Origin of the sequence: Peribacillus simplex (assembly GCF_001578185.1) — a bacterium.
Taxonomy (GTDB): Bacteria; Bacillota; Bacilli; order Bacillales; family DSM-1321; genus Peribacillus; species Peribacillus simplex_A.
This window is the reverse complement of the sequence record NZ_CP011008.1, coordinates 2,490,597-2,505,791: the sequence shown is the minus strand read 5'-3', so window position 1 is coordinate 2,505,791 and position 15,195 is coordinate 2,490,597. Positions and strand designations below refer to the sequence as shown.

The window sequence follows — 15,195 nt, the reverse complement described above, 5'->3', positions numbered from 1 at the left end:
TCAATTGCGAATAACAAATGAAGCAGCTATAACTTATAAAGTTGATGATATTTAATGCTCGCATTTCTTAGAGCGACGGCCAGTGCTTTCTGAGATGACCCAAAGTAACGTTTCTCAATTTCTTTCTCCAATTCATCGGGTCGAAGAATGGATTTGCCCACTAACATGGATTGAATGAACCTTGATGTAAGCGATATCGTTGTCGAGCATTCCACATCCACTATTTCATGTGTATCACTATCAATGACGAACCCGATAAAAAAGCAGTTGAATTGCTGTGTAATAGGGTTATTAGAAGCTGCCTTCGATTCGCCGACTATATATACTGTATTCTGATGAAACATACTTTTGTGCCTCCTGCCATTACAGACATCGTAACAGGTATAAATAGGGTGTCTATCTATATTATTACAATATGAAATGGTTACATATATTCTATTATATGCAATATGCATTTGACAATATATTTCGTATATTAAGTTAATTCTCGATTCCTCCGGCAATGAAATAGAAAAGCGCTGACTTCACGAGTAATGGCTTTCGGTTAAGACGAATTGACCCATTATGCAGAACACGTATTTGTTGATTCCACACATGTGAAAGCCAGTGCGAATAAGCGGAAATTTGAAAAGAAAATCGTTCGCAAGGAAACAAGCGCGTAACAAGGACGACTTCAAGAAGAAATAAATCTAGACCGTTTTTAAAGTACAACAACGAATAAAGAGGGCTTTCGTGAGTACAAATCACCAAAACCCATTTGTATGGCATGTCCATTTTTATCAAAGTGTACCGAAAGTAAAGACCATCAAAAAGTAGTGACACGTCATATTTGGCAAGATTATATGGAAGAAACAGATTATCTGCGTCACCATCGAGATGTAAAACCTATCTATCCGAAACGTAAAGAAACGATTGAGCGTATTTTCGCAGATGCAAAAGAAAAGCATGGCATGCGTTGGACTACTTTAAGGTGATTTAAAAATTGTCTAGCAGGCGATGCTCACTTTCGCTGCCATGAATGTAAAGAAGATGGCCAATTGGACATGGCAAGGTCCAAAAATGGTCTAACATAGTGGGCTCGTAGAGACCCAATTCCTTAATATTGAGGAAAATGCAAAGGGAATTTCAAAAAGGGGTTCGGGATGTTTTAATTCCAAACCCCTTTTGCCTACAAACTGAGAAACTATTGTATTAATAAGTCTTTTCCAACCGATTAATACAGCTTCTCATAAGGCACATACTTCGCATACATATCTTTTCTGCGATTACGATCATTGAAAGTGGTTGCTGCACCACTTTTTCGATTCTCATAAAGTTCGTCCATATCGACCGTACCGGTAATAATGGTATGTTCATTCATTTCAGCCTCAACTACTATACCATTTGCTGGCCAAGCACTGTCACAGGGGCTAAGTATACTGGCACGACCGTATCCGTCCGGCAGGGGTGCCCCTGGTTCACCAACTGTGGGGCAATGAACAAAATATACCTGATTCTCGATTCCACGTGCATGTGCACAATGGCGAACTCGCCAAAAGCCAGCCTCTGTAAACGTGTATGATGGACAAAAAATGATGTCGGCCCCGTTCACTGATAATATTCTTGAAATTTCAGGTATCTCCGCTTCATAACATATTGCTATTCCAATCTTAACCGGACCAATGGAATAAACCTCCAGATTATCGCCTTCAGAGGTACACCAATTTGCTTCAGCAGGAAAGATATGAGTTTTTTTATGCTCAACGTATGATCCGTTTCTATCAAAAATGTATGCAATATTGAAGTATTCATTATCGCGGCGTTCCAGATGCGTGCCCGCAATAATGATCTGCTTTCTTTTTCTTGAAATTGACCTGAAAAGTTCTTTATATTGATTGGTATATTCATCAATCCTCATAACGGATGAAGCATCCTGTATTCCAAAGGTCGCAGATAACCCGATAGTTAACAATTCAGGAAAAATGATATAATCCGAGTCTTCGGGAACTTGATTGATCAATTCTTCCACCTGTTTCTGAAATTCATTGAAAGTTGACACATTTTCTACACGGAATTGGCAAGCCGTTATATTAATTTTCACAAAATCCCTCCCAAATCATGCCCTACCAGTTCATCCTGTCAGTAATCCCCATGGAAAACTTGATTAAACGCAATCAGGATATTTTATTCAAATCATTCATTTCATTCTCTTGCATAGCGATATGTTTAGTCAGTGCACTTACAATGAACGTTACTAGTATATTAATTAACAAAGCTATGACACCTGTACTGATATCATTAATTACTTGAGGTATACCCGGCAGGAATGTTGCAACCTTAACATCTGCAATTGTCGCATATAAAACGATTAGGACGCCTGCCAAGATTCCTGTCATCGCACCATACTTATTAATTATATTATTTTTTGGTAAACTGCAAAACAAGGCCGGTGCCAGTTGGGTTATTAAACTATATGACATGATATTCAAGATGGCCAAAGCCTCGCCGCCTGTTACCGTAACAATTAAAGCGATTATTGAGATACCAATAATAATTAATCTTGAGACGATCAATTGATGTGTTTCACTCGCAGAAGGTACGAGAACTTTGAAAAAGCTATTTGTCAGACCTACCGATGCAGCCATTAGCATGACTGAAGCCGGTACAAGGGCAGTCAATAAACCTGCAGCTCCGATAAACCCTATCACCCATGGATCGAATGTTTGAATCGCCAGCCTTAACAGTGATAGATCTCCATCTGCTCCTTGTAAGCCCGGGATTTCCATGATAGCTGCATATCCTATGAAAAAGACGAAAAGCAGTAACAGTGTGTATAAGGGTAGAGCAATGGCATTTTTGCGAAGGGTTCTTTCACCATTCGACGATAAAACAACCATGAAAGTTTGTGGCAGTAAATAAAATCCCAGTGCATTCAGCAAAACGGTGGACACAAACCAGGACTGACTCAATCCGTGATCCGCCAAAACTAACATTTCCGGTTTTGCCGCTTGGACTGTCTCGAACATTGGCTGTATGCCCCCGAAGTAATGAAATGGGATGTAAATCCCCAAAAAGATAACGACAACCAAAATCATGAAATCTTTTAGTATCGCAGTCCATGCTGACCCATGAATGCCTGAAATCATTACATAAGTAGTTACGACTACAGCACCGATAACACTTGCAGCAACTGGTGAAATCGCTCCATAAGATGCTTCTGAAACAATGATGCCTAATCCTTTTAGCTGTATGACTATGTACGGAACGAGAGCTAGGCTTCCCAATACGGCCACGATCATCCCCATTGATCGGCTCTTGTATTTAGATGCAAAATACTCCGGCTGAGAGATAATGGAATGGCGTTTGGAGTATCTCCATATTTTAGGAACAAGCCAATACGATAGGACGTAGGCTAAGAATATATAGGCGGGAACATAATAAGCAGCCGCGCCTTTTGAGTAAGCCCACCCACTTCCGCCCAGAAATGTGAAAGTTGTATAAATTTCACCTGCTATCAGCAGAAAAATGAAGAACGTACCGAAGCCCCTGCCCCCTACGGCAAATTGCTCCATATCCATATCCTTCCCTTTTCTTGCTTTGATCCCTAAATAAAGTGCGAGCACCAAGAAGATGGAAATGATGAGTAATGAGATATTCATTCAGGATCACTCCCTTTATTATCAGGATCGAACTTATAGACAATCATTAAAATTACTGAAGCCATCACCATCCAAAATGCAACCCAAAATAACAAAAAAGGCATTCCCAATATGTACGGTTCTATTTTATTTGCATAGGGCAATAACCCCAAGAACCCTAAGAATGGAACAAAAAGCAATAGCTTAATAGCATTCAAATTATACCCTCCCCTTGTTAGGTTCTTAACATGGAATCACCATCAGTCAAGTCGACTTACATACAAAACTGATGGTTTGATCATAAACGTTAGTTACGGACATTTCCTTCTTTCAACAAAACATATATTCGCCTTAATTGGACTGTATGGCAAGGACCGTTTCCAATATTACATTGACGCCTTTTTCACAATCCTCCCAAGTAGTAAGTTCCTCTTCACAATGACTTTTACCTTTGATGCTTGGTACGAAAACCATGGCAGTCGGTATAAAACTAGCTATAAACTGAGCATCATGTCCAGCACCGCTTACCATTCTTTTATATGGTAGACCTAATGAATTGGTCGATAGTTCAAGCAAATTGCAAATTGATTTATCGAACCAAACGGTATCCCTGTCCCATAATTTTTTCACTTGAATGTCACAGCCTCCTTCTATACCTGTGGTGGTAAGGCCTTCAATGACTTCCTCCACCTTTTCGATGACCTTGAAATCCTTATGCCTTGCTTCTAGCGAAAAAACTACTTTATTAGGGATAACCGTATGGATATTAGGAAACACATTTACCCTTCCAATCGTAAAAACCAAATCGTCATCAAGCATGCCTAATTTCTGACGAGCCTCCATAATCAAGCTATTCGCAGTGAAGAAAGCATCCTTTCTCATAATCATCGGGGTGGTTCCCGCATGATCGGATTCTCCAGTAACTTCTATTTCATAGCACACCATTCCAAGGACACATTCAACGACACCGATCGTTAACGATTCACGTTCAAGAATGGGCCCTTGTTCAATATGCAATTCTAGAAATGCAGTCGCTTCTTTTAAACGGGACTCTTCATTTCCTGCGTATCCAATGGCATTTAAGGCACTTTCGAAAGTGGTTCCTTCACTATCTGTCTTTTGCAGCATGATGGATTTCTCGAATTTACCTGATAGAACTCCCGATGACATCATGGAAGGTTCGAATCTGGCTCCTTCTTCGTTCGTAAAATTGACGATCATTACCGGAATTTTAGGCTGGATATTATTTTCCACCAGCGTCCGCACGACTTCCAAGCCGGCAGCTACACCCAAGATACCATCAAACCGCCCGCCTTTTTTCACGGTATCCATATGTGATCCCAAAACAATTGGCGGTTTGTCTTCAAGTCCCGTTAAAGTAGCGTAAATATTCCCCATGTCATCAACCTTAATGGTCATCCCCAATTCTTTACAACAAGAGCAAAAGTAATCACGGACTAATCGATCTTCCTCGGACAGGGATAACCGTGTGACTCCGTTGTTTTCTGTCCGTCCAAAATCGGCAAATTTCTCGAGCGTATGACTCAGTCTCTCACCATTAATTAATAATTTTTGCTTTTTCATAATGAATATCCCCCTTTTAGATAACCTGCTAAATTCTACATAGGTTGGCTTAAGCAACAAAATTGAAGTTTAAGGTCTTTGTCGTTTAATAGTTCCTATAGATTATATTTCCACCAATGTTTCCCTATGATAGAGAATCTCTCCGTTTAGAATCGTTGATTCAACTTTTAAATCCTTGATATTTTGAGGATCTACTTTCAATATACTATCATTCAATACTACTAGATCGGCTAGCTTCCCTACCTCTATGCTGCCTTTGACATCCTCATCGAAACTCGCAAAGGCGCCATTCCATGTGTATAGTTTAATGGCTTCCATTACGCTAATCGATTGAACCGTACCTATCTTCATACCGGACCTGCTTCTTCTATTAACTGCAACATGTATGCCTAATAAAGGGTCGTGATCAGTAATGGGAGCATCAGATCCACCTGCGGCCAAGATGCCATTATCAATATAATCACGGGCGGCGTACATGCGGTTGACCCTATTACCGTAGTGTTCGATATATATATCACCGAATTCATAAGGAAATGGGGGGGTGGGGATTGGGATGATTCCAAGTTCTTTCATCCTCTGTTGTAAATCTGGCGCAGATATTCCAGCATGCTCAATCCTATGTCTATGATCTTTTCTTGGAGTTTCATTCAAAGCCTTTTCCACACAATTTAAATACATCTCTATCGCCCTGTCACCTTGGGCGTGTACTGTGATCTGATAGCCTTTTTTATGTGCCTGACCTAATACTTGATAGATTTCTTCTTCTTTATAATAAAGAATGCCAAAATTGCCAGGATCACTCGAATAGGGCTCACGGGTAGCTATTGTCGGACCGGTGCTGCTGCCATCCGTAAACAATTTAGCCGGTCCAATTTTAAATCTTTCGTCCCCAGTTCCGGTTACGATTCCAGAAGATACCACTTTGTTTACAAATTCATGCGAATTATTCAATGAACCTACCATCGCATAGATGCGGACACGTATATCCTTACTTTTAATGGCTTGCTGCATTAAACGGAAACTTTCAGGACCATAAGCACCAGCTTCATGAATGCTAGTTATGCCTGCGGCAATGAAATGCTCCGATGCAATTTTCACTGCTTTCAACAGTTCACTTTCTGAATAGCTTGCAATGTCGGCCATTATCATATTTGCTGTTTCAATTAGTTTGCCTGTATTCCTCCCTGCCTTATCCTTTTCAATAATCCCGCCTTTTGGATTCTCTGAGTTTTCATCAATTCGGGCAAGTTCTAACGCCCGGCTGTTCACAACACTTATATGGCTGCATGTACGGGTTACCATAATGGGATGGTCTGTTGAAATGGCATCCAACTCTGTAATTGTTGGATACCGTTTTTCTTTCATAGCGGTTTCATTGAAGCCCCAGGCGCGGATCCATTCACCTTTAGGGATTGTCGAAGCTTTCTTCTTCAGATCGATTAACAAATCTTTTACAGATTCTATATGTTCAGCTTTACAACTTACTGCCAACTGGTTGACACCGTACAATATAAGGTGAATATGAGAATCTATAAACCCAGGCAGTAATGACTTTCCCTGCAAGTCAATCACATTTGTTTCTTCTCCGATAAAAAACTTCATTTCCTGATTCGTTCCGACTGCCGAGATGCGATTTCCTTTAACTGCCAAGGCTTCTGCGATTGAATTTTTTTGATCAACTGTTATGACCTCGCCGTTTATGAATACGATATCAGCCTTCAAACACTCACCACTTCCTTTTCTTTTGTTGTCCATATCCTAACTTATTGAAATATTCTGTTTTTAATAGATTCATTATATCTACACCAGTTTGTGAATTCATTAGACAAATAGTCAAAAATTTTATCGTTTTTTTACACCTTTCATATGATTATGTCTTATCTTTGTATGATTCATTGATAAAAGTCCCCTATTTATCTAGCCTTAGAAATGGATGAATAAAAATATTCCTTAGGAGACTTATACGAAACAAAAAAAAGATAGGTACAGCAGTTGATATGCTTACCTATCCCTTTCATTCCGTTTTTCAGTTGTATGACAATCATTTCAATCTCCCTATAATTCCAATGGTCAAATACTGTTTATTTGCATTAAAATCCCATGGCCAATACCGAAGGGATAATTCACTTTTACCCACTTTTTCAATAAAAGATTTTATCCCAATCAATGCTGCCCCATACCCCACGTTTGAAGCTAAGACAAATATGGCACCAAGCCCTTCATTAATGGTATCCATATACTCAGGTTCGATTTTTAAGATATCAGTCCATGTAATATAGAATCCATTTTCCTTGATACATTTAGAAATAGAGTGATTCAACGTTCGTACTATCTCATCCCTTAGATCTAAAAGTCCATTCTTTATTTCTTCTGCGTCTTTATTTTGATATTGGTTTGAGTAATCAGAAAGCAGTTCCTTGGCCCAATTATAAAAAAGTTGAGTATAAATGGCGGAAGTTGCTATAACGTCAAAACCATTATAATGATTGGCAAAAATACTTTCAGAAAGCTGACCTAACCGATTCTCGGCATCCTTTACATACTGAATAATTTCCTCTGCCTTTTCACCACGATCCAGCATGGAAGATAGGTGGTGATCAAAATCCATTTTATCGAGGCCTGTAACATCAATTCCAACAAGCTGAATTTTTTTTCGAGTATGTTCAGGCAAATTCTCTATACCCTTTTCCATACTTTCCATATCAATATCGAATAAATATATGGAATTGCATTTAGCTGCTAGATAATCGATATCCAAATCATCGCAATTCCCTGCACCAACGATAGCCATTTTATCAACAATCTCTTTTTTCGAAAAAACGGCATCGAATAACCCTGTAACTTGTGAACGATGCTGTTTCCACCTCATCTTTCTGAATTCATCTCGGTTATGATTCATTTCTCTTTGAAAGGTTTCCAAATAAATCTCTCCCTTTAGGGTACTATCTATATAAATATTGTAACAAAGTATCCCGATATGTGAATCGCAAATAATTTAGATTTCACAGCTAAAAAGAGGCACTCCTTAAATTCAATTGAATATAAGCAGAGATAACGGGAGGGTGTTCCTTGAGCAAAACAAGAAAGATTTCACTGACTTTATTAACTATTTTCTTACTCAATATTGCCGTTTCGTAATACTTGTGTTTTCATTCACAAAGAGTATGAAAGCTGATCCTGAAGAAGAAAAAAAGGTTAGAATTCAAGCTGAACGGTATTTAGTGAAAAACTTTGAAGATAAAACGGAAATATATGATGTCCTCTATAATAATATGGGTAATTGCAACTATTTTGAATATGCAACTAAAGTGAAACATAAAAAATATGGTACTAAATTTTTAGTTTACTTTAATGATGAAACAGGGGAAATGGAAGATACCTTCTTATCTGAAAAATAGCAAGATGATGCTGAAAAAGAGATAAGGCCTTATATTGAAAATGAACTGGGGGACATTTTGATATCCAAGGATATGGGATATTGCAGAAAGTGATGATTGATCCGAATAAACCAGCAAGCTATAAAGATTATGACGTTGTCCCAACCATTCGGATCACCCTTTCACGTAAGAAACAGTATGCAGATGAAGACCGCTTTACTGTATTTATCGCTGCACTAAAAAAAGATGCATGGATTAAACATGGAAATATGATTGTAGAATATAGCATTAGCAATGGTGTTCCCCTGGAATATGAGGAATGGAGTCAATCATTTTAAAGGCACTCATATTTTTTAACAAAGCGATATGAGCCGCAATCATAGCCTACCGCTACTTTACCTATTTTGTTTTCCGGCAGCAAACCCTTATGATCGAATATGAATTCGGGGCTGCAGTTCCCACTTTCTCCAACAAACTTTCCTATTCTTTTGGTCGGAAATATCTTTGATTTTTCCGATCGTCGTTTTTTCATGATATTTGCAACTAGTACAAAAACCATACTGAGGATGAACAATCCAAGATACATAGAATCTGCCGACATGATGGACTATAGTTTATTATGTTTCGTTTCTCACAGTTAACCTCAGTTTGGCAAACAGTTCCTAGTTCTTTGGTCAGAAACAATACTATTCAATATGAAAACGAAAAACCCTTCCAGGATTTGTATAAACGACTGCTCCATTTCCTGAATAATTTACCTAATAAAAATATTCAATATTTTCAGCGGAGTCCTTAACGGGAGATTTTGATCGGGCGAGCTCCCACTCTCATTAGAAACATCAACAGAGTGTAGATTTTACAGGTATTCAACCCACTTTTTTAATTTAATTCACATACCCTACACGGTAATGATTTTATACACTTCACCACTCAAAAATAGGAATTTTAACCCAGGTCTTCCCCCTTTTCTTAATCGTATAAATATTCAAAAAAATGTCGAGTTGAGTCATCTAGCCTTTTACCCTTATACTAGGGAAGAAAAATCGAAGGAGGAGAATTATACATGAAGAAAGAAATTTCAATAATTGGTGTTCCAATGGATCTTGGTCAAACTAGAAGAGGAGTGGATATGGGACCTAGTGCCATTAGATATGCAGGATTGAGTGAAAGACTTGAAAACATTGGCTATACTGTCCGTGATGAAGGTGATATTATAGTAGAGATAAAAGAAAGAGCACAAAGTGATAGCGACACAAATTTAAAGAATCTACAGGATGTTGCTGAAGGTAATGAAAAATTAAGTCAAAAAGTGGATGAAGTCATCCAATCAAATAGGTTTCCTTTAGTATTGGGGGGAGATCACAGTATAGCTATCGGCACATTATCCGGTTTAGCGAAGCATTCTGAAAATTTAGGGGTAATTTGGTATGATGCGCATGGCGATTTAAACACAGCCGAAACTTCCCCATCAGGAAATATCCATGGTATGTCCCTTGCAGTAAGTTTAGGCCTTGGTCACCCTGTACTGACTAACATTGGCGGCTATTCCCCAAAAGTCAAACCAGAGAATATTGTCATTATTGGTGCCCGTTCTTTAGATCAAGGTGAGAAAGAACTAATCAGGGAAAAAGGTATTAAAGTCTATACTATGCATGAGATTGATAGAATGGGTATGACAAAAGTGATGGAAGAATCGATTGCCTATCTGAAAGAACGTACGGATCTTGTACATTTATCCCTTGACCTTGATGGTCTTGATCCAGATGATGCACCAGGGGTCGGAACGCCTGTAATGGGAGGCATTAGTTACCGTGAGAGCCATCTTGCCATGGAAATGCTAGCTGAAGCTAATATCATTACATCTGCAGAGTTTGTAGAGATAAATCCAATATTGGACGAGCATAATAAAACGGCTGAAGTTGCTGTCGCATTAATGGGCTCATTGCTTGGAGAAAAACTGCTTTATGGAGCGGAAGACCACCTTATCACTTCAGGTTTACTGGTAGATGTAAAATAGATCGAACTCTATTGAGATGACAGTTATTGATAGAAATATAGAGAGAGTTCACTAATGGATGCTTCATTGGAAATATCCCATCAGGGTGCTTCTCTCCCCATTTGCGGATGATCGACATGTTCAATTCACACCCTGGTTTCCTGACGCTTGGCTTCCTTTTCTTTATTAAGCGGCGCTATCGAAATTTATTCTGCATAGATGCCTATGTTCATTGTCACATCTTTCTTAAATGCAGAAGTAATCTCTTTTCCGAGGGAATTCTACATCTCCTAAGATTCAAAATCGAAGCTTTTAGACTTGTGATTGAACACAAATTCCCTAATAACGTCCCAACATAAATGAAACCGTTTGCACCCATCAGGTAAAGGAGTCTTTCAATGAAAACAGCAGATAATCAACCAAATGAATTAAAACGGAGCATGAAAGCTAGACATTTATTTATGATTTCAATAGGGGGATGTATTGGTACCGGCTTTTTCCTTGGTTCAGGCTATACCATTCATGAAGCAGGGGCCATCGGTGCTATCCTCTCTTACATAGTTGGCGGCTTCATCATGTATTTAACGATGCTTTGTCTAGGTGAACTCTCGGTTGCCATGCCTGTTTCTGGATCATTTCAGACATATGCGACTAAGTTCATCGGTCCTGGAACCGGGTTTGCCATCGGATGGCTTTACTGGTTAGGTTGGGCCGTTACAGTTGCTTTAGAGTTTTTGGCAGCAGGACAGCTTATGCAAAGATGGTTTCCTGGATCACCCGTTTGGATGTGGTGTGCAATCTTTGCTTTTCTCATATTTTTACTAAACGCCTTATCAGCAAAGGCATTTGGAGAATCGGAATTTGTTTTTTCCAGCATAAAAGTATTAGCCATCATTCTGTTCATCATCGTTGGCGGTGCTGCTATGTTTGGCATCATTGATATGAAAGGTGGACAAGAAGCTCCATTTTTCTCCAACTTTTTCAGTGAAGGCCTCTTCCCCAATGGGATATCGGCCCTGCTTATCACAATGATTACAGTGAACTTTTCCTTCCAGGGCACAGAGCTAATCGGAATTGCCGCGGGAGAAAGTGAAAATCCAGAAAAGGTCATACCTAAATCGATCAAACAAACAGTTTGGCGTACCCTTTTCTTCTTTGTTCTTTCTGTTTCTGTACTCTCAGCGATGATTCCCAGGGAAAAAGCCGGAATCGTTGAAAGTCCATTCGTTGTTGTTCTAGATAGTATCGGAGTTCCGTATGCCGCTGATATCATGAACTTCATCATTCTTACAGCACTATTGTCAGTTGCGAACTCCGGCCTATACGCTGCGACTCGTATGCTCTACTCGCTCTCCAGGGAAGGAATGGCAAGTCCGAAGCTCGGTATGGTAAATAAGCGAGGGATTCCGCTTAATGCCTTACTTATCACTCTGGCAGTTGCCGGTTTGTCTTTACTTTCAAGTGTAGTTGCAGCAAAAACAGTATTTGTCTTTCTCCTCTCCCTTGCAGGATTAGGAGCACAAATTGGGTGGATCGCCATAGCGGCTTGCCTTCTTGCTTTTAGAAGATCATATATCCGCCAAGGCGGAAAGGTAGAAAATCTGAAATTCAAAGTACCGCTATACCCAGTCATCCCCATTCTTGCCTTGATAGCAAACTGCATCGTCATGATCAGTCTTGCGTTTGTTCCCGAGCAGCGAATGGCCCTTTATTGCGGGGGAACATTCTTCATTGGTTGTTATGCGGTTTATCACTTTAAGGTAAAGCAAAACAAGAAAGCAGAAACTCCTAAGCAGGAAGTTCAATTAAATGCCGGTAAAAAGATGGTCATTTAATCTTATCCGGATGGCTGTGGAAAAGAGTATAGCGATGGAAAGCGATCTTGATTCCGATAAAATAAGTATAAAAAATACCCTGGATGATTTCATACCCAGGGTATTTTTTATACTTAACCACAATTAATTGGAAGTTACATTTCAGTTTGCCTCCTGGATAATTAAGCTATATTAAAGGTTTAGAAATATAGATAAAGTAAATCTCATGACATTTAACAAGTATCACAAAAAAAATCATCTTAATCGATGATTTTATTTTTGTGCATATTCTTTTAATCTAGGCAAGATTGGCACTAAAATTTCCTTGGCTATGTAATCAGTATCTAATCCAATGAAGCGTTCACTTTCCAATTCGACTGACCTAGCCTTATCCGGGTCATTACAAAAAATAAACGATAAGATTCCGTTATCTTCCCTCATATCTACATATTTAAATGTAATGTCATGTTTCGTAAGACAACTTTCAAACGCAATGCACAATTCATCTATATTTGATTGACTAATAGATGTGAATTTCATATTGATCATCCCCTCTGCTAAAGGATAGCAAAATAAAGCATGAATTACAAAGTGAAAATCAGGGCTCCGACTATTGTTTCATAATTCATCGATATTTTTGCCAAAGGGAACCTGGCAAACCAAAAACCCCTGATCAGAAGAATGAAATAAATGCAAACCATTACTTGAATGAACCCTTTTGATGCTTAAGGGCTGGGTGAAAATTTCTAAATTACATGTAACCAATCGATTTCTTCCACTTTCCCACCCTTACCTGATTTAATTTTTTATCTTCCAACAGATTAATTAGTATTCCCCATAGCCATAGCCGCATTATGTATCAACGTTTTGTGGAGCTCCGTATGAATATTCCAAGGCATGTCTCATATCTTTATACAAACACCTTGTTAGGAGTGGTCCAACATGAAGTCTTTTTATAAGGGAACGCTCATTTTGATTGTCGCAGCGTTTTTTGGTGAATGTATTGAATTTTTAGTAAACATGATCCTAGCCAGGGAATTACAGGAAGAGGGCATGGGGCTTTATATGTCCATATTGCCAATTTTCTTTTTGATATATGTGATTGCCAGCCTTGAATTACATATTTCCATTTCAAAATTCGTTGCTGAAAATAAACAGACATTGCATTATAATCTAGTCATCCATGCTCTTAAAATGGCTGCAGTCATCGTGTTGGTCATGTGTGTAGTCATGCCTTTCATACTGTCCTTCTCATCCATAATGGACAGATATCATCCTTATATTAAATGGCTGCTCATCACTTTAATCCCAATAGTTGCATTCTCGTCGATTGCAAGAGGGTATTTCATGGGTGTCCAGCAAATGGGGAAGATTGCCTTTTCCAACTTTTTGAAAGATATCATTCAATTTGGTTTGCTTTTCCTCATCTTTAACTTATTTCATTTTAACCAAGAAAAATCATTGTTGATGGCCTTTTTTGTATTGATTGGCAGTGAGTTCCTCGTTTTTCTATACTTGATAAACCTTTTGATCCTTCAAATGCGAATCATGAAACGCGGTACAAACTCGCGAACAACCGGTAAACATGCACGACAAAAGTTATTGGCGGTTTCGCTGCCCACTATGGGATTAAGGATCTTTCATGCCATAACTAATGCCATGCAACCTTTTTTGATCCATACTGCCCTTCTCTCAGCAGGATTCGGTGCGGTTGTGGCTACAGAGCATTTTGGGATGCTCACTGGAGTAGCGATGACCATCGGCTTCTTTCCAGCCTTTATCGCACATTCCTTAATGATCATGCTCATACCGAATGTTTCGAATGCGCACAAGAAACAGGATAAGGAAAAATTGAGGGTTTTATTGCAAAAATCGATGTCTTTTACTGTATTGTATGGGGTTCCAGCTGTGTTCTTCATTTATTTCTTTGCGGAACCCTTGACCTCTCTCTTTTTTTCCTCAACATCTGCCTCATACTATTTAAAATTATTATGTCCCTATTTCCTTTTTCATTTTTTTGTCATTCCAATGCAAGCCTATCTCATCGGCCTGGGCTTAGTGAAAGATGCTTTCATCCATACAGTCTGGTCCCATATCGTTGCATTTTTAATGATGTATATCCTAGGGTCCCAAGCTTCACTTAATATGGGAGGCATCATTTTAGGAATGAATACGGGCGCTGTATTATTAACTTTCATGCACTACTTGACCATTTGCAAAAAAATTGGAATAAGTATCTTTTTGATGAAATCCAGGTCCATATCGATAAAATGACTAAAATCAGGTCCATCCATTCTGCTCCACTCAGTTTATTTTTGAGGAAACACAGCAAATAATTGGAATAATAGGTGGGAATAAGCAAGTTCTATCCAGCAAAAATCCTTGCTTTTATTGGTTTATAAAGATTCTGATAAAAATATTGAGCCTTTCCCTGTACATATCACCGTGGTTACTGTATATTTCAACATACTTGGGTAATAATCAAGTAAAATGGTTTAATATAACCATACAATAGTAATGGAGTGATTTCATGAGTAAAGCTAAGGCTAAGAGTGGTACGGGTAAAGGTACAGGAACAGGTACGGGCAAGAAGGGCTGGAATCGTTGGAAAACTGGTGCCAACAAGAAAAAAAGCGCAAAACCATATGTAAGTAAAGGCGTCAAACATTCTAATGAATCAAAATCTTCCGGCCAGTCTACAGGTGACAAGACCGAAAAATAATAGCTTGTTTTAAATCCATACAAAAAAAATTTAGGTTTATTCCATATTCTCATACAGGGTGTAAAGAGATCTGTATGAGAGAAAT

Annotated in this window: 14 protein-coding genes and 1 pseudogene; 7 read left to right on the top strand and 8 right to left on the bottom strand. The window is 38.7% G+C overall.

Annotated elements, in window-relative coordinates:
* Positions 1–26: 26 nt before the first annotated feature.
* Entirely contained in the window at positions 27–344 is a 318-nt protein-coding gene (locus tag UP17_RS11715) for a DUF3870 domain-containing protein (protein ID WP_061463166.1), read from the bottom strand.
* Between the two features lie 366 nt (positions 345–710).
* On the opposite strand from UP17_RS11715, the pseudogene UP17_RS26455 reads away from it, so the two are divergent.
* A pseudogene (locus UP17_RS26455) lies at positions 711–1,068 on the top strand (transposase); the annotation flags it as partial.
* Positions 1,069–1,213: 145 nt separating this feature from the next.
* Here the strand turns inward: UP17_RS26455 and UP17_RS11705 are convergent.
* The 6 genes from UP17_RS11705 to UP17_RS11680 all read right to left on the bottom strand — a co-directional run bounded on the left by UP17_RS11705 (position 1,214) and on the right by UP17_RS11680 (position 8,121).
* Entirely contained in the window at positions 1,214–2,080 is an 867-nt protein-coding gene (locus UP17_RS11705; RefSeq protein WP_061463164.1) for a nitrilase-related carbon-nitrogen hydrolase, read from the bottom strand.
* A gap of 73 nt (positions 2,081–2,153) precedes the next feature.
* Positions 2,154–3,638 carry a sodium:solute symporter family protein gene (locus UP17_RS11700; protein WP_061463163.1) on the bottom strand — a complete coding sequence of 495 codons (1,485 nt, stop codon included), beginning with the start codon at positions 3,636–3,638 and terminating at the stop codon, positions 2,154–2,156.
* Entirely contained in the window at positions 3,635–3,835 is a 201-nt protein-coding gene (locus UP17_RS11695; protein ID WP_061463162.1) for a DUF3311 domain-containing protein, read from the bottom strand. Before UP17_RS11695 ends, UP17_RS11700 begins: the two co-directional genes overlap by 4 nt.
* Positions 3,836–3,968: 133 nt before the next feature.
* Entirely contained in the window at positions 3,969–5,201 is a 1,233-nt protein-coding gene (locus UP17_RS11690; protein ID WP_061463161.1) for a Zn-dependent hydrolase, read from the bottom strand.
* Between the two features lie 102 nt (positions 5,202–5,303).
* On the bottom strand, positions 5,304–6,923 hold the full coding sequence (locus tag UP17_RS11685; RefSeq protein ID WP_061463160.1) for an amidohydrolase: 1,620 nt from the start codon (positions 6,921–6,923) through the stop codon (positions 5,304–5,306).
* 319 nt (positions 6,924–7,242) lie between these two features.
* Entirely contained in the window at positions 7,243–8,121 is an 879-nt protein-coding gene (locus UP17_RS11680) for a hypothetical protein (RefSeq protein WP_061463159.1), read from the bottom strand.
* A 142-nt stretch (positions 8,122–8,263) separates the two neighbouring features.
* Between UP17_RS11680 and UP17_RS11675 the strand changes: the two genes are divergently transcribed.
* The 4 genes from UP17_RS11675 (at position 8,264) to UP17_RS11655 (ending at position 12,409) form a co-directional block, all read left to right on the top strand.
* Positions 8,264–8,599: a hypothetical protein gene (locus UP17_RS11675; RefSeq protein WP_061463158.1), complete on the top strand. Its 336-nt coding sequence runs from the start codon at positions 8,264–8,266 to the stop codon at positions 8,597–8,599.
* Between the two features lie 80 nt (positions 8,600–8,679).
* Positions 8,680–8,916: a hypothetical protein gene (locus tag UP17_RS11670; protein ID WP_061463157.1), complete on the top strand. Its 237-nt coding sequence runs from the start codon at positions 8,680–8,682 to the stop codon at positions 8,914–8,916.
* A 725-nt stretch (positions 8,917–9,641) separates the two neighbouring features.
* Complete coding sequence (gene rocF / locus UP17_RS11660; protein ID WP_061463155.1) at positions 9,642–10,595, top strand: arginase; 954 nt, start codon at positions 9,642–9,644, stop codon at positions 10,593–10,595.
* 377 nt (positions 10,596–10,972) lie between these two features.
* A complete protein-coding gene (locus tag UP17_RS11655) occupies positions 10,973–12,409 on the top strand; it encodes an amino acid permease (protein WP_061463154.1) in 1,437 nt (478 codons plus the stop codon).
* Positions 12,410–12,661: 252 nt separating this feature from the next.
* Here the strand turns inward: UP17_RS11655 and UP17_RS11650 are convergent, their stop codons facing one another.
* A complete protein-coding gene (locus UP17_RS11650; RefSeq protein WP_061463153.1) occupies positions 12,662–12,928 on the bottom strand; it encodes a hypothetical protein in 267 nt (88 codons plus the stop codon).
* Positions 12,929–13,330: 402 nt separating this feature from the next.
* On the opposite strand from UP17_RS11650, the gene UP17_RS11645 reads away from it, so the two are divergent.
* Positions 13,331–14,662, top strand: a complete 1,332-nt coding sequence (locus UP17_RS11645; RefSeq protein ID WP_061463152.1) for an oligosaccharide flippase family protein — start codon at positions 13,331–13,333, stop codon at positions 14,660–14,662.
* 256 nt (positions 14,663–14,918) lie between these two features.
* On the top strand, positions 14,919–15,110 hold the full coding sequence (locus UP17_RS11640) for a DUF3934 family protein (protein WP_061463151.1): 192 nt from the start codon (positions 14,919–14,921) through the stop codon (positions 15,108–15,110).
* Positions 15,111–15,195: the final 85 nt, after the last annotated feature.